The sequence below is a fragment of the Arenibaculum pallidiluteum genome (genome assembly GCF_017355985.1).
In the GTDB taxonomy this organism is placed as follows: Bacteria; Pseudomonadota; Alphaproteobacteria; order Azospirillales; family Azospirillaceae; genus Arenibaculum; species Arenibaculum pallidiluteum.
This window is the reverse complement of sequence record NZ_JAFIQU010000018.1, coordinates 72,879-97,794: the sequence shown is the minus strand read 5'-3', so window position 1 is coordinate 97,794 and position 24,916 is coordinate 72,879. Positions and strand designations below refer to the sequence as shown.

The following is a 24,916-nucleotide window of genomic DNA, read 5'->3' as shown; positions in this document are numbered from 1 at the left end:
CTAGGCTGCCCGTCCGACGACGGTGCCGGCGCGATCGACGACGAGAACCTCGACCGAGACCGGCGCATCGCCGAGCACGCCCACGGCGGTGGAGCGGGCTCTGAGGGCGATGCGTCCGGCCAGGTCCCAGCCCTCGGCCATGTCCAGGACCTCCTTGGCGGTGTTGGCGGCCGCCGCGCGGGCGACGAGCCCGTCGGGGGCGCCGGCCTCGGCCAGCAGGGCGGACAGCCAGGCGAAATCCACCTGGCTGCGCCCGGAATGGAGGTCGAGGAAGCCCTGGGCGAGCTTTGCCAGCTTCGCGAAGCCGCCGACTATGGTCAGGCGCGGCAGCGGGTGCGCCCGCAGGTATTTCAGCAGCCCACCCGCGAAGTCGCCCATATCCAGCAGCGCGTGGTCCGGGAGCCCGTAGAGCGAGCGCACGGCCGCCTCCGAGGTCGAGCCCGTGCAGGCCGCCACGTGTTCGAGCCCGGCTGCGCGCGCCACGTCGATCCCCCGGTGGATCGAGTGGATCCATGCCGCGCAGGAGAAGGGCACCACGATCCCCGTGGTTCCCAGGATCGAGAGCCCGCCGAGAATGCCGAGCCGAGGATTCCAGGTACGCGCCGCGATCTCCTCGCCGCCGGGAATGGAGACCTCGATCTCCACGTCGCCCGGCGCCCCGTGGGCAGCCGCCAGTTCGGCCACGGCCGCGCGCATCATCTGGCGCGGCACCGGATTGATGGCGGGCTCTCCGGGCGGCACCGGCAGCCCTGCGCGCGTCACCGTACCCACCCCCGCCCCGGCGCGGAAGGTCACGCCCGTTCCCGGCGGCCCGATCCGCACGCAGGCGAGCACCAGCGCCCCATGGGTCACGTCGGGATCGTCGCCGGCGTCCTTGACCACGCCTGCGGTCGCACCATCTGGAGCGAACCCTTCGAAGGCGAGGGCGAATTCGGGCGTCTGGCCGCCGGGCAGCGTGATGGCGACGGGATCGGGGAACCGGCCGGTCAGCAGGGCAGCATAGGCGGCCTTGGCGGCAGCGGTCGCGCAGGCGCCCGTCGTCCAGCCGCGGCGCAGCAGCCCTTCGGGTTTCTCGATCATCGCCCAAGCCTTATAGTGGGGGCCAAGGAAAGCGACAATGATCCCCTCCTCCCCCTCCGTGCCTGCCTCATCCCTGCCCGGCCTATCCCTGCCCGAATTCCTGCCCGGCTGGGTCTGGCTCGCCGGCGCCGGCCCGGGCGATCCCGGCCTGCTGACGCTGCATGCGGCCAACGCCCTCGCGCAGGCCGACACCATCGTCTACGACGCGCTGGTCGGGCCCGAGATCCTCGGGCTGGCCCGGCCGGGCGCCGCGCTGGAATTCGCGGGCAAGCGCGGCGGCAAGCCATCCCCCCGTCAGCCCGACATCTCGGCACGTCTGGTGACCTTGGCGCGCCAGGGCCGGCGCGTGCTGCGGCTGAAGGGCGGCGATCCCTTCGTCTTCGGCCGCGGCGGCGAGGAGGCGCTGACGCTGGTCGAGAACGGCATCCCCTTCCGCGTGATCCCGGGCGTCACGGCTGGCATCGGCGGGCTCGCCTATGCCGGCATCCCGGCCACCCACCGCGACACCAATCACGCCGTCACCTTCCTGACGGGGCACGCCTCGACGGGGCTGGTGCCCGACGGGCTTGACTGGGCCGCCATCGCCCGCGGGTCGCCGGTGATCGTGATGTACATGGCGCTGAAGCATCTGGAGCTGATCGCGGGCCGGCTGATCGAGGGCGGCCGCGACCCGGCCGAGCCCGTGGCGGTGGTCACCGAGGCGAGCCTGCCGACCCAGCGCGTTCTCGAGACGACGCTGGCCGCCTGCGCCGGCGAGGCCGAGGCGGCCGGGCTGAAGCCCCCTGCCATGGTGGTGGTCGGCCCGGTGGTCCGCCTGCGCGCCTCGCTGGACTGGCTGGGCGCCCTCGCCGGACGCGCGCTCGTCCCCGACGCGCTGGGGACGCGACGCCGCGGCGAGGCCGTTTGAGCGCCCCTCCCGCCGCGCGGGGGCTGATCCTCGCCGCCCCTGCCTCCGGCAGCGGCAAGACGGTGCTTACCCTGGCGCTGCTACGCGCATTGCGCAGGGGCGGGCAGGACGTCGCCTCTTGCAAGACCGGCCCGGACTACATCGACCCGCGCTTCCACGAGGCGGCGTCCGGCCGGCCCTGCCCCAACCTCGACCCCTGGGGCATGCGCCCCGGGACCCTCGCCCGCCTGCTGACGGAGGCAGGGCGCGGCACGGGGCTTCTCGTGGTCGAGGGCGCCATGGGCCTGTTCGATGGGGCGGCCGACGGCACCGGCTCGACCGCGGACCTTGCGGCGCTGACGGGCTGGCCCGTGGTTCTGGTGGTCGACGTGCGCGGCCAGTCCCAGTCGGTCGCCGCGGTGGTCGCGGGCTTCCGCGCCTTCCGGCGGGATGTCGATGTCGCAGGCGTCCTGCTGAACCGCGTCGGCAGCCCCGCCCATGAGGCCATGCTGCGTGCGGCGCTGGCGCCGCTCGGCCTGCCGGTGCTCGGTGCCGTGCCGCGCAACGCGGCCCTGGGCCTGCCGGACCGGCACCTGGGGCTCGTCCAGGCGGGGGAGCACCCGGATCTCGGGTCCTTCCTGGATGTCGCGGCCGATATCGTCGCGGCAGCGGTCGACCTCGGCGCGCTGGCCGGGCTGGCGCGCCGGGCCGGCCAGCTACCGATCCCGGCGACACCTCTGCCGCCGCCCGGCCAGCGCGTGGCGCTCGCCCGCGACTTGGCCTTCGCCTTCGCCTATCCGCACCTGATCCAGGGCTGGCGCGCTGCCGGGGCCGAGATCCTGCCCTTCTCACCCCTCGCGGGAGAGGGGCCCGACGCCATGGCCGATGTCGTCTTTCTGCCCGGCGGCTATCCCGAGCTCCATGCCGGTCGGCTCGCCGCGGCCGGCGGGTTCCTGGAGGGGTTGCGCGTCGCGGCGGCCCGTGGGGCGGTGCTGCACGGCGAATGCGGGGGCTACATGGTACTGGGCCGCGGCCTCGTCGATGCGGACGGCGTCCGGCACGCCATGGCCGGCCTGCTACCGCTGGAGACCAGCTTCGCCGAGCGCCGCCTGCATCTGGGATACCGGTCGGCCGTCCAGCGCGGCGCAGGCCCGTTCGGCCCTGCGGGCACGCGCCTGCGCGGGCACGAGTTCCACTACGCGAGGATCCTGTCCGAGGGGCCCGGCGACGCCCTATTTGACGCGTCCGACGCGCGCGGCGACGCCCTGCCCGCGATGGGCCTGCGTTCAGGGCGGGTCACGGGCTCCTTCCTCCACGCCGTCGATCTGGCCTGATCGCGACGGGTCCCGCGGCTCAGCGGGCGGCGACGGGCTCCACGATGGCTTGGCCGGCGGGGCTGGTGGCGATCAGCGGAGCCTCGGCTTCGGGCTCCCGCATGGGTCCGCCGGGGCGCGCGCAGCGCACGGAACGGTTCAGGACCGAATCCAGCAGCCGCTCTGAGACGACCGGCCGCGCCTTCACGCCGATTGCCGCCTGATAGGCCGCGATGGCGCCGCGGGTCATGGGCCCCAGGCGTCCGTCGGAGGCGCCGATGAAGCAGCCGGCGACCCGCAGCCGGTCCTGAAGCACGGGCAGGGCATGGGCCAGCGCCTCGTCGGACATGGGCTGGTCCCACGACCAGAGCGAAGCGCCGGAGCCGAGGCCGCCATGCGGCCCGGCCTGGACTGCGGCCTGGTTACCGGCCTTGGAGCCAGTCTGCGCGAGGGCCGGTGCCGCCACGCCGAGGACGGCCGCCAGCACGATGAGACGGGATCGCAAGTGATCGCTCCTGCGGCAAGAGGATGGGCGCGGCCAAGGCCGCGCCCGAGCTGGATCGCGGCGCTCAGAAGCCGATCACGCCGGTGAACCAGAGAAGCAGGACCACCACGCCGGGAACACCCAGCAGCCACAGCACGATGGGCATGTCCGATCCCTTTCCTTCCACTTGGTCTTCTTCGTGGAACCGCAGGCCGCTGATATCACGGGATTCCCGTTTCAGAATGCCTTTGCGGGCACTCCTTCAACCGGCCGACGTCCTCTACCAGGAAGACAGGTTTTCCTGCCATTTGGTTCCATCGGCGTTCCGACGCTCCGTGAACCCGGCATGGCCGGACGGCGTTCTGCGTTCGGGTGCTGGGAGATCTGAAGGGGACGGAAATGCCTGGCCAGGATGGTGCCTCCGGGACGGTCTCGGAGGCAGAGAGATGCGCGTCCTGATCGTGGGGGCCAGCGGCTTTGTCGGGCGGCACCTCGTGGGGCGCCTGACGGGCGACGGCATCGATGTCGTGGTGGCGGGCCGTTCCCGCGAGCGGCTGCAGCAGATGTTCCCCGGCCTTGCCGTGCAGCCCTGCGACCTCGGCCGTGACACCGCCCAGGACTGGCAGTCGCGTCTTTCGGGCATCGACGCGGTCGTCAACCTGGCCGGGCTGATCCGCGACAGCCGGGGAGCGAGCTTCGAGACCGTACACGAGCATGGCGCCATGGCGCTGTTCGACGGCTGCCTGACCGCGGGGGTGCGGCGGGTCGTCCAGGTCTCCGCGCTCGGGGCCGACGAGACGGGGTTCACGCGCTATCACCGCAGCAAGAAGGCTGCGGACGACCATCTGGCCGCGCTCGATCCGCAGGGACGCCGGATGGACTGGGCGGTCCTGCGCCCGTCGCTGCTGATCGGGCCGGGCGGGCAGACCAAGGAGCTGCTGTCCGCACTCGGTGCGGCCCCCCTGCCGCTGCGCATGGGTCCGGGCACCTGGATGCTGCAGCCGATCCATGTGGACGATCTGGTCGAGGCGATCGCACGGCTGCTCCGGCGGGCCGAACCCTTCGCGCGCCGGGTCGACGTGGTCGGCCCCGAACCCATGTCCACCGATGCCGTCACCCTGGCGCTGCGCCGCTGGCTCGGGCTCCGCCCGGCCCCGTTTCTGCCGCTGCCGCGCTGGGTCCTGGCGCTTGCGGCCTGGGCGGGCGACCGGATCGGGCTCGGCTCCGCCACGCGCGAGAGCCTGGCGATGCTGGAGGCCGGGAACACGGCGCCCGTCGCGCCCTTCGTCCGGGCCTTCGGCTTCGTGCCCAGGGCGCTGCCGGCGGCGCTCGCGCGGCACCCCGCGACCCAGGCCGATCTCTGGGCGGCGCGGCTGCTCTTCGTGCGCGATCCGCTGCGGATCCTGCTGGCGCTGATGTGGATCTGGACGGCGATCGTATCACTGGGACTGTATCCGCTCGCCGAGAGCTACGCCCTGCTGGCGCGGGTGGGGATCACGGGGGCCCTGGCGCCGCTGGCGCTCTACGGGGCAGCGGCGCTGGACCTGGTGCTGGGGCTCGCGCTCCTGATGCGCTGGCGGCCGGCGCTGGTGGGGGCGCTGCAGATCGTCCTGATGCTGGGCTACACGGCGCTGATCACGGCCTTCCTGCCGGAGCTGTGGCTGCATCCCTTCGGGCCGGTGTCCAAGAACCTCGCCGTCGCGGGGGCCACCCTGGCGATGATGGCGCTGGAGGCGGAGCATGGATGAGTATCTGCTGATCAAGACCGTCCACGTCCTGAGCTCGACCCTGCTGTTCGGGACTGGTCTGGGGACGGCCTTCCACGGCCTGATGGCCAACCTGTCGGGAAATCTCGCGGCAACGGCGGTCGTGAACCGCAACGTCGTCCTGGCTGACTGGCTGTTCACCACCCCGGCTGTGCTGGTGCAGCCCGCCACGGGCGTCTGGCTGGCGATGCAGGCGGGCTATCCGCTGACCAGCGGCTGGCTCCTGGTTTCCCTGCTGCTCTACGTGCTCGTGGGGGCCTGCTGGCTGCCGGTGGTCTGGCTCCAGATGCGGCTGCGCCAGATGGCCGAGGCGGCCCTGCGCGATGGCACGGCGCTGCCGCCGCTCTACCGCCGCTACGCCCTGATCTGGTTCACTCTGGGCTGGCCGGCCTTCATCGGCGTGGTCGTCATCTTCTACCTGATGATCGCGAAGCCGGAGCTGGGGTTCTGATCGGCGGGCCGCTCCCAACGGGAGGGTTAGCCCGTCAGGACAGCCGGTGCGGCGTTGCGCGCTACCGCGCACGGGACCAGACTCCGTCACGGGCACTGACGGGAGACGCACCATGCTCGATTTCGTCGCGCAGATCCGCTCGCCGCTGATCGACCGCCTCGAGGCGGTCAGCCGGGCGCGCAGCGTGCCTGTCCCGACGCTCGTCGAGGAAGCGGTCCGGCGGCTCCTGGAGACCGAGGAGCATTGCGAGGCGCTGCATCGCGCCTTCGCGGATTTCGAGCGCAGGAACAAGAAGCCGGCCCAGCCAGGCCCGGCTCAGCCGGACGCGGCGCAGGCGGGCGAGGCCCGTCCGCGCGAGCTGGCGGAGACCTGAGCCGCCGGGAAGGCACGCGAACGGGCACGGCCGAAGGATTTTTTTCGGCCGACCGGATGTTGCGCTCGCGGCGGGCCGCAACTTGCCCTATTGCGTACCGCCCCCGGGGGGAAGGGATGTCCATGGCGGACATCCGCGACCCGGGCCGGATCACGCCATGCACCCGCCTCCCGCCGCCATCGTCCCGCTCGACCGCATCCTTCCCGACGAACCACTTCTGATGATGGGAGCCGGCCCGGTGCCGATCCCGAGCCGGGTGGCAGCGGCCAACTCCCTGGTGATCAACCATCTCGGCGACGCCATGAGCAAGGTCGTCGAGCAGGTCAAGACCATGTCGCGCTACGTCTTCCAGTCGGAATCCCGGCGGATCATGGGCGTCGCGGGACCCGGCTCGGCCGCGATGGAGATGGCGATCTGCAACCTCGTCGAGCCCGGCACGCGCGTTCTCAGCGTGCGCAACGGGCTGTTCAGCTCGCGCTTGGCCGAGATGGCCGGCCGCGTCGGCGGCGAGGTCAGCGTCCTGGCCGTCCCAGCCGTCGAGACCGCCGATCCCGGCGCGATCCATGCGGCGCTGTCCCAGGGGCGGCACGAGGTCATGACCATCGTGCAGGGCGAGACTTCCAACACCGTCTGGAACCGCCACCTGCCGGAGATCGCGGCCATCGCGCGGGAGCACGGCTGCCTGGTGGTGGTCGACGCCGTCTGCACGCTGAGCACGATGCCCATGCAGATGGACGCATGGGGCGTCGATGCCGTGATCACCGGCGGGCAGAAGGGTCTGTCCTCGATCCCGGGCGTCTCGCTGATCGCCTTCTCGGAACGGGCCTGGGAGCATCTCGAGAAGCGCCGGGCGCCCATGGCGCATTGGTGCCTGGACGCCCGCCTGGCGGACCGCTTCTGGAACCAGAAATCCTACCACTACACCGCCCCCGTCTCCGGCCTTCTGGCCCTGCACGAGGCGCTGCGCCTGATCTGCGAGGAGACGCTGCCCGCCCGCTTCCGTCGCCACCGGCTGTGCTCGGCCGCGCTGCAGGCCGGGATCGAAGCGATGGGGCTGACGCTCTATGCGCCGCCGGCGGTCAGGCTCGATTCCGTGGTCGGCATCAACGTGCCTGCCGGGGTCTCCGGCGAGGCCGTGCGCCGCCACATGTCGGACGTCCATCGTGTGGAGATCTCGGGCGCCTTCGGCCTCGACATCCTGCGCATCGGGCAGATGGGCGAGCAGAGCCGGGCCCATCACCTGTTCCGCACACTGCACGCGCTGGGGTCCAGCATGAAGACGGCCGGCGCCCGTATCGACCTGCCGGCCGGCGTCGCCGAGCTGGAGCGCGTGCTGGTCTCCGGCCAGGCGGCGTAGGAGGCGGGAGCCGCCTCCGTCAGGTCGCCCCGCGCCGGGCCCTGCGCAGCTCGCAATGCCGCGCGACGACCTGCCCCAGCGCCATGGCCGCGCCCAGCGCGGCCGCCGATTCCTCGAGCGTCAGGTCGACCCCGCGCGTGTCGATGAACTCGATGCCGAGCAGGTCCAGGTTGACCTCCGCCGTGAACAGCGTGGCGGGGCAGGGAAAATCGTTCTGGCGGGCCATGTGAACCTCCTCGGCTGCACGCTGAGACTAGCGGCCCACACGCCCCGCGGCTGTGCGTTCGGCCACACCGGGCGCGCATGGCCGCATGGAACGGGCAGAGGTATCAAGAGGCAAGGCTCGATCCCGGCGACCCTTCGGCCATCTTGCGGTATATCCGCAACACCTGCGCTCGAGGCAGTTGCCGGTACGCGATCGGGCTGCCCCCGCACCGGACATGCCGCGATGCTGATTTTCCCGACGCCCTCCGGATTTTAACGAACCTTTACGGGTATCCCCTTCATTGCCTTCCGGACGGGGGCGATGCCGATGCTGCGGATCTCCCCCGATCGCTCGGTCGCGTCGCTGTGGGGATGGGATGAAGTTTCGGTTGCGCACGAAAATCGTCGCGGGGATCGCGGCGGTGCTGGTGGTTGGAACTGCGGCGTTCACGGGCGTGTCGCTGTGGCTGTCGCGCGGGGCGGCGCAAGTTTCCGCCATCGCGCTGGTCGCCGAGATCGCCGAGCACGAGGCCGCCCGGGTCGCGTCCGACATCACCACCGCGGTGGAGGCCGCCCGCGGAATCGCGGCGCTGGTGTCCGTCGAGCGCAGCACCGAGGCACCGCGCCGCGCGGTCGTGAACCGCTATCTGGCGGGGCTTGCCGGGGACCATGCCTATGCCGGCGTGTGGATCGACATGGCCGATGGCGGCTTCGACGGGCGCGACGGGGAATTCCTGGACCGCGACGGCGAGATCCTGGGCCTGCCCGCAACCGGGCGCATGAGCCTGCTCTGGCTGCCCTCCGACACTGGACCGCGCGCCGACGACAGCGAGGGCGTGAGCTACGAGGAGGTCCAGGAGAAGGAATACTACAAGGCCGCCGCCAGCGCGCGGAAGGCGGTGGTGACCGAGCCCTATCTCGACGACGTGACCAGGCAGTTGATGACCAGCGCCGCCGTGCCGGTGCTCGAGGGGTCGCGCGTGCTCGGCGTCGCCGGCATCGACCTGTCGCTCTCGGGCCTGACCGACATCGTGCGCTCGGCCAAGCCTTACGGCGACGGCTATGTCGCCGTGCTGTCGGCATCCGGCCGGTACGTCGCGCATCCCGACACCGGGCGCCTGTCGCAGCCCGCCGAGGATCTGCCCGAGCCCGCAAGAAGGGCTGCGGCCGAAGGCCGTGTCTACGAGGGCGAAGTGCCGCTCGCCGGCCGGGCCCATTACCTCAGGGTGTCGCCGATCCGCTTCGGGGACACCGGCACCGTATGGTCCTTCATGGTGGCTGTGCCCGAGGCCAGCATCCTGGCCGATGCCAACCGACAGAGCCTGCTGGCGGCGCTGGTCGGGCTGGGCTGCGTGGCCGTCGGCATGGCGGTGGCCTGGGGCATCGGGACCGGCCTCGCCCGGCCGCTGACCGCGATGAGCGCGGCGATGACGCGCTTGGCCGAGGGCGACCTGGAGACGCCGATCCCGGCGCTCGACCGGCAGGACGAAACGGGAGCCATGGCGCGGGCGGTCGACATCTTCAAGGCGGGGCTCGTCCGGGCGCGCGAGCTCGACCTCGCCCAGAAGGAGGAGTGGCGGGCGCGCGAGGAGCGCGTGGCCACGCTCGCAGCCCTGCAGAAGGACTTCGAGATCAAGGCCGGCGGGCTGTCCGGCGAGCTGGCGGCCTCCGCCCTCCGGCTGAGGACGACGGCCGAGGCGCTGTCCGCCATCGCCGAGCGCACCAATGGCCAGGCGGGATCGGTCGCCGCGACGGCGGAGCGGTCCTCGGGCAACGTGCAGACGGTCGCAGCCACGACCGAGCACCTGTCGGCGTCGATCCGCGACATCGGCCGGCAGGTCGACGAATCCGCGCGGATCGCCGGCGAGGCCGTTGCGGATGTCGAGCGCACCAACGTGACGGTCGAGGCGCTGGCCCAAGGCGCGCAGAAGATCGGCGACGTGGTGACGCTGATCCAGTCCATCGCCGGGCAGACCAATCTGCTGGCGCTGAACGCCACCATCGAGGCGGCCCGTGCCGGTGAGGCCGGCAAGGGCTTCGCCGTCGTCGCGTCCGAGGTGAAGAACCTTGCCAACCAGACGGCGCAAGCCACCGAGGACATCGTCGCCCAGGTCGGAGAGATCCGCGCGGTGACCGAGCAGACCGTCGGGTCGATGCAGGGGATCGGCGAGACCATCACCCGGGTCAGCCGGATCGCCGCCGCCATCGCCGCCGCGATCGAGGAGCAGAGCGCGGCCACCGAGGAGATCGTCCGCAATATCCAGCAGGCCGCGCGCGGATCGCGCGAGGTCAGCGACACCGTGGGCGGCTTCCGTGCCGCGGCTGCGGAGACCGGCGATGCCGCCTCGGACGTGCTGGCCGCCGCCGGCAGCGTCTCGGAACGCTCGAAGGCCCTGACCATCGAGGTCGATGCCTTCCTGGCGGCCGTCCAGCGGGCCTGATCTTCAACGGCCTCACGGCTTACGCCTCGCAGGAGGGGCGGCGCGAGGCGCCGCCCCTCCTGCAGGCCTCCTCGCGGGCCGGACCGCAACGCCATCGCCCGCGATGCGGCGTCGGCTCAGACCGCGGCGCCGTCGAACTCCTGGACTTGCAACCTGGCAAGGTCGACCGCAGGCACGCAGCGCAGATTGACCGCCCGGGTGCTCGATCCATCGGGCGCATTCCCTTCGGCGAAGGGCTGGACGCCGCAGGTCTGGCAGAATCGGTGGTTCAGCCTGTGGGTATTGAACCTGTAGCTCAGAAGAGCATCCTCACCGGAATTCACGATCACGGCCGAGGCCGGGAAGAACGCCAGGAGGAAACCCTTACGACGGCAGTGGGAACAGTTGCAGCTTATTGCGCCACCCGGCAGATCCGCTTCGACCGTAAAAGTCACCGCACCGCAGTGGCAGCTTCCTTCGAAAGACATACCCAACCCCGTCAGTTAGTACCGCAAGAATCCAGGTCGCATCCGGCATCAGACCTCGGCCGCAAGGGCCAGCAGCCGGTCGAGGTCCAGGTGTCCGGCCAGATGATCCGCCAGTTCGTCCAGCACGGCTTCCACCTCGGCCTCGTAGGCGAGCCCGCTCTCGCCGCGGACGCGGATCGCCGATAGGAAGGCGGCGCGGAAGCGGTCCTCGGCGAAGATTCCGTGGACATAGGTTCCCATCACCCGGCCGCAGACCGAGACCGCCCCCTCCGGCCGGCCGTCGAGGTCCAGCAGCGGGCGGGCGAGGCCGGGGCCCCGCGTCCTCCCGATATGCATCTCGTAGCCGCGCACCGGGGTCCCGGTCGCGGGATGGGTCCCCGAGACCTCGGACAGCGTCTTGGCCCCGTGCAGGACCGTGTCGACTTTCAGGAGACCGAGGCCGGCGACGCTTCCGGACGGTCCCTCCGTCCCCTCGGGGTCGTCCAGGCGCTGCCCCAGCATCTGGAACCCGCCGCAGAGCCCCAGAATCCAGCCGCCCCGGCGCCGGTGCGCCTCCAGGTCGATGTCCCAGCCCTGCGCGCGCAGGAAGGCGAGATCGGCGATGGTCGATTTCGAGCCCGGGAGCACCACCAGGTCGGCATCCCCCGGCAGGGCCGATCCCGGCGGCACCATCCGGACCGAGACGTCGGGCTCCAGGCGCAGCGGGTCCAGGTCGTCGAAGTTCGCGATGCGCGCCAGCATGGGCACCGCGACGCGGATCGCGGCGCCGGGCCGCTCGGCGATCCCCGGCAGGGCCAGCGCGTCTTCGGCGGGCAGGCGCGCGGCGGCGGCGAACCAGGGGACGACGCCCAGCGCGGCGAGGCCGGTATGACGGACAACCGCCGCCAGCCCGTCGTCGAACAGGCTGGGATCGCCCCGGAACTTGTTGATCACGAAGCCGCGGATGCGGGCGCGCTCCGCGGGCGGCAGGACGGCGCAGGTACCGACCACCGCCGCGATCACCCCGCCCCGGTCGATGTCCCCGACCAGCACCACCGGGAGATCGGCAGCCTCGGCGAAGCCCATATTGGCGATGTCGCCCGCGCGCAGGTTCACCTCGGACGCGCTGCCGGCGCCTTCGACGATCACCAGGTCGGCCTCGGCCGCGAGCTGGCGGAAGCTCTCCAGAACCGCGGGCATCAGCGTGCCGCGGCGCTGCTGGTACTCGCGCGCCCGCATGGCGCCCAGGACGGCGCCGCGCAGGATCACCTGCGCACCGGTCTCGGTCTGCGGCTTCAGCAGGACCGGGTTCATGTGGACCGTGGGCGCGACGCCGCAGGCGCGGGCCTGCAGCGCCTGGGCGCGGCCGATCTCGCCGCCGCCCGGGACCACCGCCGCGTTGTTCGACATGTTCTGCGGCTTGAACGGCCGCACCCGCAGGCCGCGGCGGGCGAAGGCCCGGCACAGCCCGGCCACCAGCAGCGACTTGCCGACGTCCGAGCCGGTGCCCATCACCATCAGCGCGCGGGTCACGGCGCCCCTCCGGCGGCCGCGATCTGCCGCTCGACCGCGCCAGCGAACTCGTCGGCGCCGGGCCAGCTCACGATCCGGCCCAGCGGCTTCCTGCCGCGGAACAGCAGGAAGGCTGGGATCCCGTGCAGGCCGAAGCGCGTGGCCATGTCGAAATCCTCGTAGACGTTGTCGTGCAGCCAGCGGACCCCGGGCCAGCGGAACCGGTCCGCCGCGGCCAGGATCGCCCGCTTTGCGATGTCGCAGTTGGGGCAGTTCCGTCCCCACAGGAACAGGATCGACAGGGGCTCGGCGCCCGGCCCGGCCCTTCCCTGATCCGCCCCTGGCCCGTCGATGGGCTCAGCCAACGTACCGTCCAGCCCTGCGCTGTCGACGCGCCGCATGGGAAAGCGCTCGAAGAAGTCGGGAACGGCGCTGTCCGCCATGATGCACTCCGCAACGGGGCCCGGTCAGAACTCGATGCCGGCCTGGGCCTTCACGCCGTCCCGGAAGGGATGCTTGACCATCTCCATCTCCGTAACGAGGTCCGCGATCTCGATCAGCTCGTCCTTGGCGTTGCGGCCGGTGACGATCACGTGCTTGCCAGCGGGCCTGTCGCGCAGCGTCTGCAGCACCTCGTCCAATGGCAGGTAGTCGTAGCGCAGGACGATGTTCAGCTCGTCCAGCATCACCATGCGGTGCGCGGGATCGGCGATCAGCGCCCTGGCCTCCTCCCAGGCGGCGCGGGCGGCGGCGATGTCGCGGGCGCGGTCCTGGGTCTCCCAGGTGAAGCCCTCGCCCATGGTGCGGATCGTCACCTGGTCGGCGAAGCGCTCGAGCACCGCGCGCTCGCCGGTCTCCCACTTGCCCTTCACGAACTGCACGATGCCGACCCGCATGCCGTGGCCGATGGCGCGCATCACCATGCCGAAGGCGGCCGTGGACTTCCCCTTGCCCTTGCCGGTATGGACGATCAGCAGGCCCTTCTCGATGGTCTTGGTGGCCAGCATCCGGTCGCGCGCCGCCTTCTTCTTCGCCATCTTCTCGGCGTGTCGGGCGTTGATCTCGTCCTCTGTCATGCCTTCGGTCTTCACGCCGTCTCCCCCCTGGCCAGCCGTTCCAGTTCCTGATGCGCGCGGTTCGAGCGCGGCCGCCACAGGCCGCGGTCCAGCGCCTCGCGCAGCCTTTCCGCCATCTCGCGCAGGGCGGCCGGGTTGACCTCTCCGATCCAGCCCCGCACCGCCTCGTCGCCGAGATAGGCATCGTACACGGCGTCGAAATGGTGGTCGCCCACGCAGCGCGCCGTCGCCGCGAAGGCGAAGAGATAGTCGACCGTCGCCGCCATCTCGAAGGCGCCCTTGTAGCCGTGGCGCATCACGCCGCGGATCCACTTGGGATTCACGACGCGGGCGCGGACGACGCGCGCGATCTCCTCCTGAAGCGTGCGCACGCGCGGGCTCTCGGGGCGCGAATGGTCCGTGTGGAAGATGGCGGGCTGGGTGCCCGACAGGGTGCGCACCGCCGCCGCCAGCCCGCCCTCGAACTGGTAGTAGTCGTCGCTGTCCAGCAGGTCGTGCTCGCGGTTGTCCTGGTTGTGCAGCACCAGCTCGACCGCGCCGAGGCGCCGCTCGAACAGCTCGCGCTCGGACCGGCCCTCGGCGCCGGCCCCATAGGCATAGGCGCCCCAGGCCAGGTAGGCCTCGGCCAAGTCCCGCTCGGTCTGCCAGCCGCGCTCGTCGATCAGGGCCTGCAGCCCCGCGCCATAGGCGCCGGGCTTCGATCCGAAGATTCGGAAACCCGCGCGCCGCGTGGCCTCGGCCGGCTCTATGCCGGATGCCTCCAGCCGTTCCGCGTCCGCGCGCCAGGCGGCGGCCAGCGGGTTGGTCCCGTCCGGCTCGTCCAGGGCGGCCACGGCCCGTGCCGCGGCGTCCAGCAGCTCGACCTGTGCCGGGAAGGCGTCGCGGAAGAAGCCCGAGATGCGCAGCGTCACGTCGACCCGCGGCCGGTCCAGGACCGAGGCCGGCAGGATCTCGAACCCCGTGACCCGGCCGGTGCCCGTGTCCCAGGTCGGGCGCACGCCCATCAGGGCCAGCGCCTGGGCGATGTCGTCGCCCCCCGTACGCATGTTGGCGGTGCCCCAGGCCGAGAGCGCCAGCCGCCGCGGCCAATCGCCGTGCTCCTGCACGTAGCGCTCGACGACGCGGGCGGCGGATTTCCAGCCGAGATGCCAAGCGGTGGGCGTCGGCACGGCGCGGATGTCGACGGAATAGAAGTTGCGCCCCGTCGGCAGCACCTCGGGTCGGCCACGCGTCGGGGCGCCCGAAGGCCCCGGTAGCACGAAGCGGCCGGCGAGCCCGCGCAGCAGCCCGTCGATCTCGGCATCCCCGCAGGCGCGGACGGCCGGGCGCAGCGCCTCCTCGATCCAATCGAGAACCTGCCGCGTCCGCGTCCAGCCCGGCTCGGCCGCCCGTGCGCCCGCGACGAGGTCGCGCGCCAGAAGTTCGATCCGCTCGACGGTGTCGCCCGCGCTGCGCCAGGCCCCGGGGCCCGAGAGGACAGCGGGGCGCGGGCCCGCCCAGGGCTCGGCCATGACCGCGTCCAGGGGATCGAAGCCGAGATCCAGGTCCGCCGCGATGGCCCTGTGGAGCGAGGCGTCGCCCCCCTCGCCCCGGCCCCGGGGCAGGCGCGCGATGGCGACCAGCAGGTCGTCCAGCAGCGCCCCCGCGGGTGCCTGGCCGAAGACGTGCAGCCCGTCCCGGATCTGAAGCTCCTTGAGCTCGCACAGGTGGTTGTCGAGCTTTGCCAGGGCCGAGCCCGCCTCCTCGCCGCGGACGATGCCGCAGTCGCGGTCGAGCCCCGTCGCGGACGAGAGCTCCAGGATGCGCTCGCGCAGCGGGATCAGGCGCCGCGGGTCGACCGAGGCCGCCTCGTAGTACTCGTCAACCAGCGCCTCGAGCTCGCGCAGCGGCCCATAGCTCTCGGCCCGGGTCAGCGGGGGCGTCAGGTGGTCGATCACGACCGCCTGGGCGCGCCGCTTGGCTTGACTGCCCTCGCCGGGGTCGTTGACGATGAAGGGGTAGAGGTGGGGCAGCGGGCCCAGCGCCAGCTCGGGGAAGCAGCTCTCCGACAGCGCCAGCGCCTTGCCAGGCAGCCATTCCAGGTTCCCGTGCTTGCCGAAATGCACGACCGCATGCGCCCCGAAGCCCTCGCGCAGCCAGGTATAGAAGGCGAGATAGGCATGCGGCGGCACCAGGTCGGGATCGTGATAGCTGCGCGCGGGGTCGCGGTCGTAGCCGCGGGCGGGCTGGATCGCGACGACCACGTTGCCGAGACGCAGCGCCGGCAGGCGGAACGCGCCGTCACGGCAGAAGGGATCCGCTGCGGGGTCGCCCCAGCGCTCCATCATGGCCGCCCGCGCGGTCTCCGGCAGCCCGTCCAGGACCCCGCGGTAGGCCTCCAGCGGGAACGTCTCGCGCACGAGCCGCCGGTCCAGCGCCGACAGGTCGTTGGTGACCCCGGCCGACAGCGCATCGATCAGCGCGGCCGAATCCGCCGGTAGGCCCGCGACCGCATAGCCCGCCCCGGCCATGGCGCGCAGCGCCTCCACCACGCCGGCCGGCGTGTCCAGCCCGACGCCGTTGGCGAGGCGCCCGTCGCGGGTCGGATAATTCGCCAGCACCAGGGCGACTCGCCGCTCCCCGGGCGGCGCGCGGCGCAGCCGCGCCCAGCTCGCGGCAAGCTGCGCGACGAAGCGCACCCGGTCGGGCACCGGGCGGTAGCGCAGGATGCGGCTCTGCGTCGGGGCGTGGAGCTCGGTGCCGGCCTTGAAGCTGACGGCGCGCGACAGGATGCGACCGTCGACTTCCGGCAGGGCCACGTTCATGGAGATGTCGCGGGACGACAGCCCCGCATTGCCGCGCTGCCAGGCCGCCTCGTCCCCGCCCGAGAAGACCACCTGCAGCACCGGGCAGTCGGCCTCGTCGAAGGGCGTCGCGCTGCGCGCGGCACCGGGCTGGCCGACGGCGAAGGCCGTGGCATTCAGCACCACCTCGACGCCGGCGCCGGCCAGCAGCTCGGCCACGATCCCGGCCGCCAGGGGCTCCTTAAGGCTTGTGGTGAAGACCGGCAGCGCATCGATGCCCTCGGCGTCGAGCGCACGCACCAGCGCGTCGACCGCTGCCGTGTTCCCCGCCTGGACGAGCGCCCGGTAGAAGACGATGGCCGCCCGGGGCCGACCCTCCGTCCAGCGCGCGCGCAGAGCGTCGAGCGTCGGAGAGTCCTCACCCGGCCAGTAGGCTCCTGCGCGCAGCAGCGGCGCTGGCTCGCGACATTCCGGCGCGCCGCCCAGCAGGAAGGCGGCATAGCGCAGCAGCTCGACCGCATTGCCGACGCCGCCATGCACGCAGTACTGCCACAGCCGGTGCACGGCCTCGGCCGGCAGGGTCGCATGGCGGAACAGCTCGGGATCCGGCTGGTCGTCGCCCGGCAGCACGGCAAGCGCGATGCCCCGGCGCCGGCATGCGGCCGCCACCTGCTCTAGCCCGTAGGGCCAGTACCCGGCCCCGCCGAGCACGCGCAGGATCACCAGCCGCGCCTGCTCGACCACCCGTTCCACATAAAGGTCGACGGACAGGTTGTGGCCGAGCTGCAGCAGCGAGGCGAGGCGCAGCGTGGGCACCCCGGGTCCGAGGCGGTCCATGGCCTCGGCAAGGCAGGCAAGCTCCGTATCCGCCGCCGACAGGAACACGATCTCGGCCGGATCCTGGCCGAGATCGACAGCCTCGCCCTCGGGGACCGCGCCCGCCTGGGCGGCCAGCAGATGCATCTCAGCCCCGGAGCCCGGCCTCGATGGCGGCGCGGTCCAGCCCCTTCAGCCCGATCACGACGAGGCGGCTGCGCCGCTCCTCTGGAGAAGCCCAGGGCCGGTCGAAGTGGCGCTGCACGCGCTCGCCCACCGCCTGCACGACGTGGCGCATGGGCTTGCCCACGACGTCGACGAAGCCCTTGACCCGGAGGATGTCGTGCCGTCCCGCGAGATCCCGGATGCGCGCCTCGACATCGGCGGGATCGGCGACGGGCCCCAGCTCCACCACGAAGCTCTCGAAGTCGTCGTGATCGTGCTCGCCGTCCTCGGCATCGTGATGCGACGGGCGGCTGGCGAGATCCGTCTCCGCCTCGGCGCCCAGCCCCAGCAGCACCAGCGGGTCGACGCGGCCTTGGCTGCTGGTCACCACCTTTACCGCCGGGCGCAGATGGGCCGAGATCTCCAGCGCCACGCGGTCGAGGGTCGCCGCGTCGACGCGATCGGCCTTGTTCAGCACGACCATGTCGGCGCAGAGGAGCTGGTCCTCGAAGACCTCCTCCAGCGGGTCCTCGTGGTCGAGGCTGGGATCGGCCTCGCGCTGAGCCTGCACGGCGGCCGGGTCGGGGGCGAAGCGCCCGTCGGCCACCGCCTCGGCGTCGACGACCGCGACCACGCCATCGACGGTCACGCGGCTGCGGATCTCGGGCCAGGCGAAGGCCTTCACGAGAGGCTTTGGAAGCGCGAGGCCCGAGGTCTCGATCACAATATGGTCGGGCGCGGGCACGCGGGCGAGCAGCGCCTCGATGGTGGGCAGGAAGTCGTCGGCCACGGTGCAGCACAGGCAGCCGTTGGTCAGCTCGACGATGTCCTCCTCGCGGCAGGCCTCGTCGCCGCAGCCGGCCAGCAGCTCGCGGTCGACGCCGAGGTCGCCGAACTCGTTGATCACCAGCGCCAGACGCCGGCCCCGGGCGTTCGCGACGAGGTGGCGGACCAGCGAGGTCTTGCCCGCTCCGAGGAAGCCGGTCACCACGGTTGCGGGGATCTTGCGGGTCACGAAGGCGTCTCCTTGAGGGTCAGGGGAAGGCCGGCGGCCACCAGCCAGACATGGCCGCACCGCGCGGCCAGCTCCTGGTGCAGACGGCCGGCATGGTCGCGGAACTCCCGCGCCATGGCGTTCTCGGGCACGATGCCGAGGCCGACCTCGTTGGACACGAAGACGACGGGACCGCGCAGCGCAGGCACCGCCGCGACCAGCTCGTCGCAGGCGGCGGGCACGGCGCGCCCCTCCACCATCAGGTTGGTGATCCAGAGGGTCAGGCAGTCCACCAGCACCGCCCGGCCGGGGGCAGCCAGGCGCGCGAGCGCGCCGGCGAGGTCCAGCGGCTCCTCGACGGTCGTCCAGCGCGGGCCGCGCCGACCGCGATGCTCGGCGATCCGGGCCTCCATCTCGGCATCCCAGGCACGGCCCGTCGCGAGATAGACCGGCTCCGGGCCCGACGCGACGAGCGTTTCGGCAAAGCGGCTCTTCCCGGAGCGGGCGCCGCCCAGGACGAGGCTGGCGCCCGGAGGAACGCCAGGGGGAAAACGCTGGGGGATCGGCATGGCGGGCGCACTATCGGTGCCGGCGGATGGCGGTGTCAACGTCCCGCGGTCCACTGCGCGGCCGGCGGCGCCCGCTCCGGGACCGGTCCGGGCCCGGGGTCTTGATGAAGGGGGCGGGCCGACATCACATCATGGTGTGGAACGAACAACGCAGGAACGGCAATGACCGGGTATTTCCGCACGGCCATCCTCCTCGCCGGACTGACAGCCCTGTTCCTGGGCGTGGGCTTCCTGATCGGCGGGCGGCAGGGCATGCTGATCGCCCTTCTCTTCGCGATCGGCACCAACGCCTTCGCCTACTGGAACTCGGACAGGGTCGTCCTGGGCATGTACGGCGCGCAGCCGGTCGATGCCCACAGCGCACCCGACCTTTACCGGATGGTCGCGACGCTGGCGGACCGCGCGGGCCTGCCCATGCCGGCCGTCTACCTGATCCACAGTGACCAGCCCAACGCCTTCGCGACCGGCCGCGACCCCGATCACGCCGCGGTGGCCGTGAACACCGGCCTGCTCCAGATGCTGAGCCCGGAGGAGGTCGCCGGCGTCATCGCGCACGAGCTCGCGCACATCCGGAACCGCGACACGCTGGTCATGACCGTGGCGGCGACGCTCGCCGGCGCGCTGTCCATGCTGGCGAATTTCGGGCTGTTCTTCGGCGGCACGCACCGCGACCAGGAAGGGGGCAGCCCGCTGGGCGCGGTCGGCATGGTGCTGGCGGCGATCGTCGCCCCCTTCATGGCGATGATCGTACAGATGGCGATCAGCCGCGCCCGCGAGTTCGAGGCCGACCGCATCGGCGCCGAGATCAGCGGAAGGCCCGACTGGCTGGCGAGCGCACTGCAGCGGATCCAGGCCGGCGTGCAGCGGATTTACGAGCCCGCGGCCGAGCGGCACCCGGCCACGGCGCACATGTTCATCATCAACCCACTGCACGGCGGCAGCTTCCGCGCCCTCCTTTCGTCCCACCCGCCGACCGACGAGCGCGTGGCGCGGCTTCTCGCCATGGCGCCGCAGACCTGGCCACCGGCCGCCGTCCCTGGGCAGCCCGCCGCACGCAGCGGCGGCTTCTCGCGCCCGGCCGGCAGCCCGTGGGGGACGGCGCCGGGCCGAGGGCCATGGGGCTGACCTGGGGGCTTACCCTGTGGCTCACCCTGGAATTGACCTGCAATTCGGCCGCAGTAGTTCCGATCAAGCCGCGGATGCCTGTGCCGTGCCGGCGAGTTGAAGGGCGCGGCGCAGATGCCTTTGGTAGCATAGACCGGCCCGCCTACCCCGCCTGCCCAGCGCGGGCGGTCTTTACTCCCGGCACCAGGGATCACGCACCCCGGTGGTAACCACACTTGGGGCGGGAACTTGTTCGATTTCGCCCACGCGGGATCGAGATCTTCGGTGCGATGATTTGTGCAGAAGTCAGGATTACCATAAACATTTACTTGAGATTTGCAGAAGTCGGAAAGAAATTTCCGGCAATGCGCTGAGTTTTGAACAGGAATGTCGTTGCCATCAACTTACGACGGGTGGATACTGTTTCGTCGGACCGGATCGCTTCCGGGGATCCGGTCGCAACCATGGAGGATTCGATGCCCGTCGAAACTCGCCTTGCCTCGCTCCGAGACAAGCACGCGGCCCTTGACCGGATAATTCGGGAGGAGGAGCAGCGACCCTGGCCGAACGACCAGGAGATCAAGCGCTTGAAGCTCGAGAAGCTGTACGTCAAGGAGCAGATCGACGGTCTGTCCGTGCGGCCGCACATCGCCGCCGAATGAGCATCGCCGGGGATGGGCCGCCCCGGCCCATCCCCGGCCCCCTCCCTTCAGTGCTTTTCGCCCCGCCCGGAGCGCAGACCCCGGTCCTCTCCGCCGTCCTCCGGGCTGTCGTCTTCAGTGTCCCGGTCGTCTGTGTCCCCCTGCTCTGAATCTTCGTCCTCCTCGCCGCTTTCGCGCGACAGGGCCTCCCGCAGCGCCGCCAGCAGCAGCCTGGATGCCGAGCGCCTGCGCGCACCGCGCGCCTCGAGCCCCGCCTCCAGCAATTCGAGCAGGCTCGCATCCGCTCCTCGGGCCGTGGCGGTCCGATAAGCCGCCAGCCGGCGTGCCAGCACCGATGCCTTGAGCCGGGGGCGCCGCGGCGGCGCCTCCACCTTCACGATCCTGGGTGCCCATTCGACGAAGGTGTCCCGCACCGGCTCCTTGACGCCCCAGCGCCGCGCGACGTGCTGCAGGACCTGGGCCTGCCGCTCCGTCAGCCGCCCGTAGCCGACGTAATGGGCAAGGAAGGTCTCGATCCAGGCCCTGTCGTTGGGCGAGCCATAGGCGCTGCGCCGCACCAGCGAGCGGAACAGACCAAAATTGCGCGCAATCGCGCGGAGCGCGCCGCGGCCGCGCAGAAAGCGCCGCCGCAGGGCACGGTGTCCGAGATCGTCTCCGGCGTCCTCGGGATCTGCCCCGCGCTGCTCGGCGTCGAGCAGGGCAAGGCGCAGCGTCTTGATCCGCCAGGCGGGAACGGAGCCCCAGGGCTCGTCCAAGGCCGCCTCAGGCGCCCATGAGGTGGAGCGTCACCTCGCGCTCGTGAGGGCGCGTGCGGTGCTCGAAGAGATAGATGCCCTGCCAGGTCCCCAGCACCATATGCCCGCCGGCGACCGGGATCGAGAGACTGGTGGCCGTCAGCGCGGTCCTGATATGGGCCGGCATGTCGTCCGGCCCCTCGGCCCGATGCTCGTAGAGCGCCGGGTCGTCGGGCACCATCCAGTCCAGGAAGCGCTCCAGGTCGGACCGGACGTCGGGGTCCGCGTTCTCCTGGATCAGCAGCGAGGCCGAGGTGTGGCGGCAGAACAGGGTCAGGAGACCGGTTCCGATCCCCTGCCCGTCCAGCCAGCCGGAAACCTCGCGCGTGATGGCGAGAAGCCCCCTTCCCCTGGTCCGGAAGGAGAGCTCCCCCTGCGCCTGGCGCAGCATCGGACCGGCCTCAGCCGAGCGCCGGGCTCCTGGATTTGGCGCCCGTCCGGCCCTGGCGCCCCTTGGCTCCGGACGTGGCGGCTGGCGCCTTGGCGGTCTTCGCGGCGGACGCGGTCCCCGCGGCGGCCTTGCGCGCCCGCGGCTTGGCCTCAGTCCCGGCGGGGATCTCGGTCGGGGCGTCGCCAGCGGCCGGCTCGACCTTGCGCGCCCCGCGGCGCGGCGCGGCACCCGCGGCGGCCTTGCCGCGCGTGCGGGCCTTGGCCGGCGCCGGTGCCTCGCCGCCGACTGCGGTCTCGGCCCGCAGCTCGGCCGCGGCACGATGCCAATGCTCCTCGTGCCGGCCTTCGGGGCAGCCTTCGCTCATCCAGATATCGTAGGCACGCTGTCTGATCCGCTCGTCGAGCACGCTTGTCATGCCATCCTCACGGGTTAGCCCTGTGTTCAACGGAACCGGACGCGCCCTGTTCCGCGCCGCAGGGGATTCGAGGCAAATATTCCGGCGACGCGGCCCTCCTTGTCGGACGGGAACTTCGGTCGTGTGCAAAACCTACTGCATGATACGGTCCCTTGGCAAAAGCACGAGACGAGTCATGGCGTCCCCCGAGCATCACACGCGCTTCCCGACCGCCGCCGAGGACAAGGAGAGCCACGAGGCCGCCGCGCAGCAGGCCAGCACGCCGCAGACTCTCTCGCCGAGCTACCGGCTGGCCTTCGCGGACCCTGATTTCCTGCTCCGGCGCGAGTTGCGTCCGACCCGCCTGCACCTGGAGCTGCTGAAGGCCGAGCTGCTGCTCCAGGAGGAGAACATCGTCTCCACGATCGTGGTCTTCGGCAGCGCGCGCATCCCCGACCCCGCCACCGCCGCGCAGCGCCTCGCCCTCGCCGAGAAGGCCGCGGCGCAGGCGCCCGGCGACCCCGCCGCGGCCGCCGCGCTGGCGCGGGCGCACCGCATCGCCGCAAACAGTCGCTACTACGAGGTCGCGCGCGAGTTCGCCCGCCTCGTCTCCCTGCACGGCCAGCGGCCGGAAGCGCGGCGCTACGTCGTGGTGACCGGCGGCGGTCCGGGGATCATGGAGGCCGCGAACCGCGGCGCTGGGGATGCCGGGGCCGAGAGCATCGGGCTGGGCATCGTCCTGCCCCACGAGCAGGCGCCCAACGTCTATGTCACCCCGAAGCTGTCCTTCAATTTCCACTACTTCGCGGCCCGGAAGATGCACTTCCTGATCCGCGCCGAGGCGCTGGCCTGCTTCCCCGGCGGCTTCGGCACGCTGGACGAGCTGTTCGAGGCGCTGACCCTGATCCAGACCCGCAAGATCGAACCGATGCCGGTGCTGCTGTTCGGCGAGGCCTGGTGGCGGCGCGTCGTCAACTTCGAGGCGCTGGTCGAGGAGGGCGTGATCGCCGCCGCGGACCTCGGCATCATCCACTTCGTGGAGACCGCCGAGGACGGGCTGAACGCGGTGCTCGACTTCTACCGGGACCGGCCGAGCCCGAACAGCTGGGCCCGGGGCGGGACGCAAGACGGAGCTTGACCCGGCAGCCGGGGACCACGACCCTTGGCAGTCCGGAACGATGGGAGCCGCGGCATGGACGGCCGAAGCAAGGCGGAGATCAACGCGCTCGGCGACCACGCGACCCGCGTGGCCAACAAGGACGCCGAGATCGTGATGGACATGTCGCGGAAGCTGTCCCGCGACATCGCGACGCTGGAGAAGCGGTTCCACGCGGTCCGGATCGAGACCTTTCCCGCCTACAAGGAGGCGCGAGCCGCCTATCTGGACATACAGGGCCTCGTGGACACAATCCAGGAGCGCGGCGCCCGCGTCCCCAAGCTGCTGCCCCCGAACTTCACGCAGTGGGTGCTGCGGGCCAAGCTGAAGGCGCTGTCCATCTTCACCGACATCAGCCACGCCTTCATCTCGGATCCACCCATCACCCTGACGAAATCCTTCGGCGCCTTCGACGTCCTGAAGTCCGAGCACGCCAACTTCTCGGAGGTGCTCGGCTATTTCGACATGATGCTGATGGAGGCGGGGATCGACGACAAGACGTCGGAGATCCTGGATGCGACCCGCACCCGGATTGAGGAGATCCTTCAGATGATCGACCGGCTGCTGGAGACGAGCCCGCCCCCGCTGACCGAGTTCGACTGATCCCACCCGCGGAGGACCGGAGGATGCGCGCCGCATCGTATACCCGCAACGGTCCCGCGCGGGACGTCCTTGAGGTCGGCGAGCTTCCCACGCCCGAACCCGCCGCCGGCGAGGTCCGGGTCCGCCTGCATGCCTCGGGCGTCAACCCGTCGGACGTGAAGGGCCGGATGGGCCGCCCCCTCGCGGGCCCCCGCGTCGTCCCGCACAGCGACGGCGCCGGCATCGTCGAGGCCGTCGGGCCCGGCGTCCCCGCAGGCCGGATCGGCGAGCGCGTCTGGATCTGGAACGGCCAGTGGCAGCGCCCCTTCGGGACCGCTGCCGAGTACATCGTCCTGCCCGCCGACCAGGCGGTGCGGCTGCCCGAGCGCGTCAGCTTCGAGGCGGGGGCCTGCATGGGCATTCCCGCGCTGACGGCGGTGCAGGCCGTGCGGCTGCTGGGTCCCGTCGCCGGCCGCACGATCCTGGTGACCGGCGCCTCCTCGGCGGTCGGGCACTACGTCACGCAGATTGCCGCGCAGGCGGGGGCCCGGGTCCTCGGCACCGTCGGGTCCCCAACCAAGGCCGAGCATGCCCGCGCGGCCGGCGCCGAGGCGACGATCGCCTACAAGACCGAGGACGTGGCGGGCCGGGTGAAGGAGCTGACGCAGGGGCGCGGCGTCGATGGGATCGTCGACATGGACCTGTCGAGCACGGCGAGGCTGTTGCCGGATGGGGTTCTGGCATCCCACGGGCGGCTCGTCTGCTACGGCTCCAACGTTCCCGGCGACGTGACGGTGCCCTTCCGCGACCTGCTGTTCCGCAGCATCGACCTGCGCTTCTTCCTGGTCTACGACCTGACCCCCGAGGACCGGCGCACGGCGCTGGCGAGCCTGAACGCGATGCTGGAGGCCGGATCCCTGGCGCACACGGTGGGGGCCCGCTTCCCGCTGGACGGGATCGTCGACGCCCACGAGGCGGTGGAGGCAGGCAGCGTCCTGGGGAACGTCGTGATCGACCTGACCTGAGACCCGGGCGCCCCTTGCGGCATGCATCCTCCCGGAGGTAGTGTCCGATTACCGCCCACACAGGCGGGCCCTAGGGACGGATGGCACGGAGG

Annotated in this window: 25 protein-coding genes; 12 read left to right on the top strand and 13 right to left on the bottom strand. The window is 71.7% G+C overall.

The window, feature by feature from the left end:
* Positions 1–1,080, bottom strand: a complete 1,080-nt coding sequence (locus JUB13_RS25640; RefSeq protein WP_207484155.1) for a cobalt-precorrin-5B (C(1))-methyltransferase — start codon at positions 1,078–1,080, stop codon at positions 1–3.
* 37 nt (positions 1,081–1,117) lie between these two features.
* Between JUB13_RS25640 and cobA the strand changes: the two genes are divergently transcribed.
* Together cobA and JUB13_RS25630 are read left to right on the top strand one after the other, a co-directional pair.
* On the top strand, positions 1,118–1,987 hold the full coding sequence (gene cobA, locus JUB13_RS25635) for a uroporphyrinogen-III C-methyltransferase (protein WP_207484153.1): 870 nt from the start codon (positions 1,118–1,120) through the stop codon (positions 1,985–1,987).
* A complete protein-coding gene (locus tag JUB13_RS25630; protein WP_207484151.1) occupies positions 1,984–3,300 on the top strand; it encodes a cobyrinate a,c-diamide synthase in 1,317 nt (438 codons plus the stop codon). Before cobA ends, JUB13_RS25630 begins: the two co-directional genes overlap by 4 nt.
* A gap of 19 nt (positions 3,301–3,319) precedes the next feature.
* Here the strand turns inward: JUB13_RS25630 and JUB13_RS25625 are convergent, their stop codons facing one another.
* Positions 3,320–3,784 carry a peptidoglycan-binding domain-containing protein gene (locus JUB13_RS25625; protein ID WP_207484149.1) on the bottom strand — a complete coding sequence of 155 codons (465 nt, stop codon included), beginning with the start codon at positions 3,782–3,784 and terminating at the stop codon, positions 3,320–3,322.
* Between the two features lie 425 nt (positions 3,785–4,209).
* Between JUB13_RS25625 and JUB13_RS25620 the strand changes: the two genes are divergently transcribed.
* The 4 genes from JUB13_RS25620 (at position 4,210) to JUB13_RS25605 (ending at position 7,710) form a co-directional block, all read left to right on the top strand.
* Positions 4,210–5,511 carry an NAD(P)H-binding protein gene (locus JUB13_RS25620; protein ID WP_207484147.1) on the top strand — a complete coding sequence of 434 codons (1,302 nt, stop codon included), beginning with the start codon at positions 4,210–4,212 and terminating at the stop codon, positions 5,509–5,511.
* Positions 5,504–5,980: a DUF2269 family protein gene (locus JUB13_RS25615; protein WP_207484145.1), complete on the top strand. Its 477-nt coding sequence runs from the start codon at positions 5,504–5,506 to the stop codon at positions 5,978–5,980. Before JUB13_RS25620 ends, JUB13_RS25615 begins: the two co-directional genes overlap by 8 nt.
* 112 nt (positions 5,981–6,092) lie before the next feature.
* Positions 6,093–6,353 carry a hypothetical protein gene (locus JUB13_RS25610; protein ID WP_207484143.1) on the top strand — a complete coding sequence of 87 codons (261 nt, stop codon included), beginning with the start codon at positions 6,093–6,095 and terminating at the stop codon, positions 6,351–6,353.
* A gap of 157 nt (positions 6,354–6,510) precedes the next feature.
* Positions 6,511–7,710: a pyridoxal-phosphate-dependent aminotransferase family protein gene (locus JUB13_RS25605; protein ID WP_207484141.1), complete on the top strand. Its 1,200-nt coding sequence runs from the start codon at positions 6,511–6,513 to the stop codon at positions 7,708–7,710.
* Positions 7,711–7,729: 19 nt separating this feature from the next.
* On the opposite strand, the gene JUB13_RS25600 is transcribed toward JUB13_RS25605, so the two are convergent.
* On the bottom strand, positions 7,730–7,936 hold the full coding sequence (locus tag JUB13_RS25600) for a hypothetical protein (protein ID WP_207484139.1): 207 nt from the start codon (positions 7,934–7,936) through the stop codon (positions 7,730–7,732).
* 367 nt (positions 7,937–8,303) lie between these two features.
* Between JUB13_RS25600 and JUB13_RS25595 the strand changes: the two genes are divergently transcribed.
* Complete coding sequence (locus tag JUB13_RS25595; RefSeq protein ID WP_236025222.1) at positions 8,304–10,355, top strand: methyl-accepting chemotaxis protein; 2,052 nt, start codon at positions 8,304–8,306, stop codon at positions 10,353–10,355.
* A 116-nt stretch (positions 10,356–10,471) separates the two neighbouring features.
* Here JUB13_RS25595 and JUB13_RS25590 read toward each other — a convergent pair whose 3' ends face one another.
* The 7 genes from JUB13_RS25590 to cobU are packed head-to-tail and all read right to left on the bottom strand — an operon-like array spanning position 10,472 to position 18,716.
* Positions 10,472–10,822 (bottom strand): GFA family protein, encoded by a 351-nt coding sequence (locus tag JUB13_RS25590; protein ID WP_207484136.1) that lies wholly within the window; start codon positions 10,820–10,822, stop codon positions 10,472–10,474.
* Positions 10,823–10,870: 48 nt separating this feature from the next.
* On the bottom strand, positions 10,871–12,319 hold the full coding sequence (locus tag JUB13_RS25585) for a cobyric acid synthase (RefSeq protein ID WP_207484245.1): 1,449 nt from the start codon (positions 12,317–12,319) through the stop codon (positions 10,871–10,873).
* A gap of 11 nt (positions 12,320–12,330) precedes the next feature.
* Positions 12,331–12,756 carry a thioredoxin family protein gene (locus tag JUB13_RS25580; protein ID WP_207484134.1) on the bottom strand — a complete coding sequence of 142 codons (426 nt, stop codon included), beginning with the start codon at positions 12,754–12,756 and terminating at the stop codon, positions 12,331–12,333.
* Between the two features lie 24 nt (positions 12,757–12,780).
* A complete protein-coding gene (gene cobO, locus JUB13_RS25575) occupies positions 12,781–13,389 on the bottom strand; it encodes a cob(I)yrinic acid a,c-diamide adenosyltransferase (protein WP_207484243.1) in 609 nt (202 codons plus the stop codon).
* Between the two features lie 11 nt (positions 13,390–13,400).
* A complete protein-coding gene (cobN, locus tag JUB13_RS25570) occupies positions 13,401–17,135 on the bottom strand; it encodes a cobaltochelatase subunit CobN (RefSeq protein WP_207484132.1) in 3,735 nt (1,244 codons plus the stop codon).
* Position 17,136: 1 nt separating this feature from the next.
* Positions 17,137–18,168 (bottom strand): cobalamin biosynthesis protein CobW, encoded by a 1,032-nt coding sequence (gene cobW, locus JUB13_RS25565; protein ID WP_207484130.1) that lies wholly within the window; start codon positions 18,166–18,168, stop codon positions 17,137–17,139.
* Positions 18,165–18,716 carry a bifunctional adenosylcobinamide kinase/adenosylcobinamide-phosphate guanylyltransferase gene (gene cobU / locus JUB13_RS25560; RefSeq protein WP_207484128.1) on the bottom strand — a complete coding sequence of 184 codons (552 nt, stop codon included), beginning with the start codon at positions 18,714–18,716 and terminating at the stop codon, positions 18,165–18,167. The genes cobW and cobU overlap by 4 nt, the downstream gene beginning before the upstream one ends.
* A gap of 162 nt (positions 18,717–18,878) precedes the next feature.
* On the opposite strand from cobU, the gene htpX reads away from it, so the two are divergent.
* Both htpX and JUB13_RS25550 read left to right on the top strand, forming a co-directional pair.
* Positions 18,879–19,841, top strand: coding sequence for a zinc metalloprotease HtpX (gene htpX, locus JUB13_RS25555; protein WP_207484126.1), 963 nt, complete (start codon positions 18,879–18,881; stop codon positions 19,839–19,841).
* A gap of 455 nt (positions 19,842–20,296) precedes the next feature.
* Positions 20,297–20,482: a YdcH family protein gene (locus tag JUB13_RS25550; RefSeq protein WP_207484124.1), complete on the top strand. Its 186-nt coding sequence runs from the start codon at positions 20,297–20,299 to the stop codon at positions 20,480–20,482.
* Positions 20,483–20,529: 47 nt separating this feature from the next.
* Here the strand turns inward: JUB13_RS25550 and JUB13_RS25545 are convergent, their stop codons facing one another.
* The 3 genes from JUB13_RS25545 to JUB13_RS25535 are packed head-to-tail and all read right to left on the bottom strand — an operon-like array spanning position 20,530 to position 22,082.
* Positions 20,530–21,237, bottom strand: coding sequence for a hypothetical protein (locus tag JUB13_RS25545; RefSeq protein WP_207484123.1), 708 nt, complete (start codon positions 21,235–21,237; stop codon positions 20,530–20,532).
* A 7-nt stretch (positions 21,238–21,244) separates the two neighbouring features.
* Positions 21,245–21,667 (bottom strand): secondary thiamine-phosphate synthase enzyme YjbQ, encoded by a 423-nt coding sequence (locus tag JUB13_RS25540; protein WP_207484122.1) that lies wholly within the window; start codon positions 21,665–21,667, stop codon positions 21,245–21,247.
* Positions 21,668–21,677: 10 nt separating this feature from the next.
* The gene (locus JUB13_RS25535; RefSeq protein ID WP_207484121.1) at positions 21,678–22,082 is read right to left on the bottom strand and encodes a DUF2934 domain-containing protein; all 405 of its coding nucleotides are present in this window, start codon (positions 22,080–22,082) and stop codon (positions 21,678–21,680) included.
* 175 nt (positions 22,083–22,257) lie between these two features.
* On the opposite strand from JUB13_RS25535, the gene JUB13_RS25530 reads away from it, so the two are divergent.
* From JUB13_RS25530 to JUB13_RS25520, 3 genes are read left to right on the top strand one after another with little or no spacing between them, the layout of a single operon-like run.
* Complete coding sequence (locus tag JUB13_RS25530) at positions 22,258–23,199, top strand: LOG family protein (RefSeq protein WP_207484120.1); 942 nt, start codon at positions 22,258–22,260, stop codon at positions 23,197–23,199.
* Between the two features lie 54 nt (positions 23,200–23,253).
* Positions 23,254–23,820 carry a hypothetical protein gene (locus tag JUB13_RS25525; RefSeq protein ID WP_236025221.1) on the top strand — a complete coding sequence of 189 codons (567 nt, stop codon included), beginning with the start codon at positions 23,254–23,256 and terminating at the stop codon, positions 23,818–23,820.
* Positions 23,821–23,843: 23 nt separating this feature from the next.
* Positions 23,844–24,824, top strand: a complete 981-nt coding sequence (locus tag JUB13_RS25520; protein ID WP_207484119.1) for an NADPH:quinone reductase — start codon at positions 23,844–23,846, stop codon at positions 24,822–24,824.
* Positions 24,825–24,916 lie beyond the last annotated feature (92 nt).

What these genes read in the sequence shown, in the direction of transcription:
- JUB13_RS25640 (WP_207484155.1), bottom strand. Translation starts at nt 1,080, where the DNA reads ATGATCGAGAAACCCGAAGGGCTGCTGCGCCGCGGCTGGACGACGGGC.
- cobA (WP_207484153.1), top strand. Translation starts at nt 1,118, where the DNA reads ATGATCCCCTCCTCCCCCTCCGTGCCTGCCTCATCCCTGCCCGGCCTA.
- JUB13_RS25620 (WP_207484147.1), top strand. Translation starts at nt 4,210, where the DNA reads ATGCGCGTCCTGATCGTGGGGGCCAGCGGCTTTGTCGGGCGGCACCTC.
- JUB13_RS25615 (WP_207484145.1), top strand. Translation starts at nt 5,504, where the DNA reads ATGGATGAGTATCTGCTGATCAAGACCGTCCACGTCCTGAGCTCGACC.
- JUB13_RS25610 (WP_207484143.1), top strand. Translation starts at nt 6,093, where the DNA reads ATGCTCGATTTCGTCGCGCAGATCCGCTCGCCGCTGATCGACCGCCTC.
- JUB13_RS25605 (WP_207484141.1), top strand. Translation starts at nt 6,511, where the DNA reads ATGCACCCGCCTCCCGCCGCCATCGTCCCGCTCGACCGCATCCTTCCC.
- JUB13_RS25600 (WP_207484139.1), bottom strand. Translation starts at nt 7,936, where the DNA reads ATGGCCCGCCAGAACGATTTTCCCTGCCCCGCCACGCTGTTCACGGCG.
- JUB13_RS25590 (WP_207484136.1), bottom strand. Translation starts at nt 10,822, where the DNA reads ATGTCTTTCGAAGGAAGCTGCCACTGCGGTGCGGTGACTTTTACGGTC.
- JUB13_RS25585 (WP_207484245.1), bottom strand. Translation starts at nt 12,319, where the DNA reads ATGGTGATGGGCACCGGCTCGGACGTCGGCAAGTCGCTGCTGGTGGCC.
- JUB13_RS25580 (WP_207484134.1), bottom strand. Translation starts at nt 12,756, where the DNA reads ATGGCGGACAGCGCCGTTCCCGACTTCTTCGAGCGCTTTCCCATGCGG.
- cobO (WP_207484243.1), bottom strand. Translation starts at nt 13,389, where the DNA reads ATGACAGAGGACGAGATCAACGCCCGACACGCCGAGAAGATGGCGAAG.
- cobN (WP_207484132.1), bottom strand. Translation starts at nt 17,135, where the DNA reads ATGCATCTGCTGGCCGCCCAGGCGGGCGCGGTCCCCGAGGGCGAGGCT.
- cobU (WP_207484128.1), bottom strand. Translation starts at nt 18,716, where the DNA reads ATGCCGATCCCCCAGCGTTTTCCCCCTGGCGTTCCTCCGGGCGCCAGC.
- htpX (WP_207484126.1), top strand. Translation starts at nt 18,879, where the DNA reads ATGACCGGGTATTTCCGCACGGCCATCCTCCTCGCCGGACTGACAGCC.
- JUB13_RS25550 (WP_207484124.1), top strand. Translation starts at nt 20,297, where the DNA reads ATGCCCGTCGAAACTCGCCTTGCCTCGCTCCGAGACAAGCACGCGGCC.
- JUB13_RS25540 (WP_207484122.1), bottom strand. Translation starts at nt 21,667, where the DNA reads ATGCTGCGCCAGGCGCAGGGGGAGCTCTCCTTCCGGACCAGGGGAAGG.
- JUB13_RS25535 (WP_207484121.1), bottom strand. Translation starts at nt 22,082, where the DNA reads ATGACAAGCGTGCTCGACGAGCGGATCAGACAGCGTGCCTACGATATC.
- JUB13_RS25530 (WP_207484120.1), top strand. Translation starts at nt 22,258, where the DNA reads ATGGCGTCCCCCGAGCATCACACGCGCTTCCCGACCGCCGCCGAGGAC.
- JUB13_RS25525 (WP_236025221.1), top strand. Translation starts at nt 23,254, where the DNA reads ATGGACGGCCGAAGCAAGGCGGAGATCAACGCGCTCGGCGACCACGCG.
- JUB13_RS25520 (WP_207484119.1), top strand. Translation starts at nt 23,844, where the DNA reads ATGCGCGCCGCATCGTATACCCGCAACGGTCCCGCGCGGGACGTCCTT.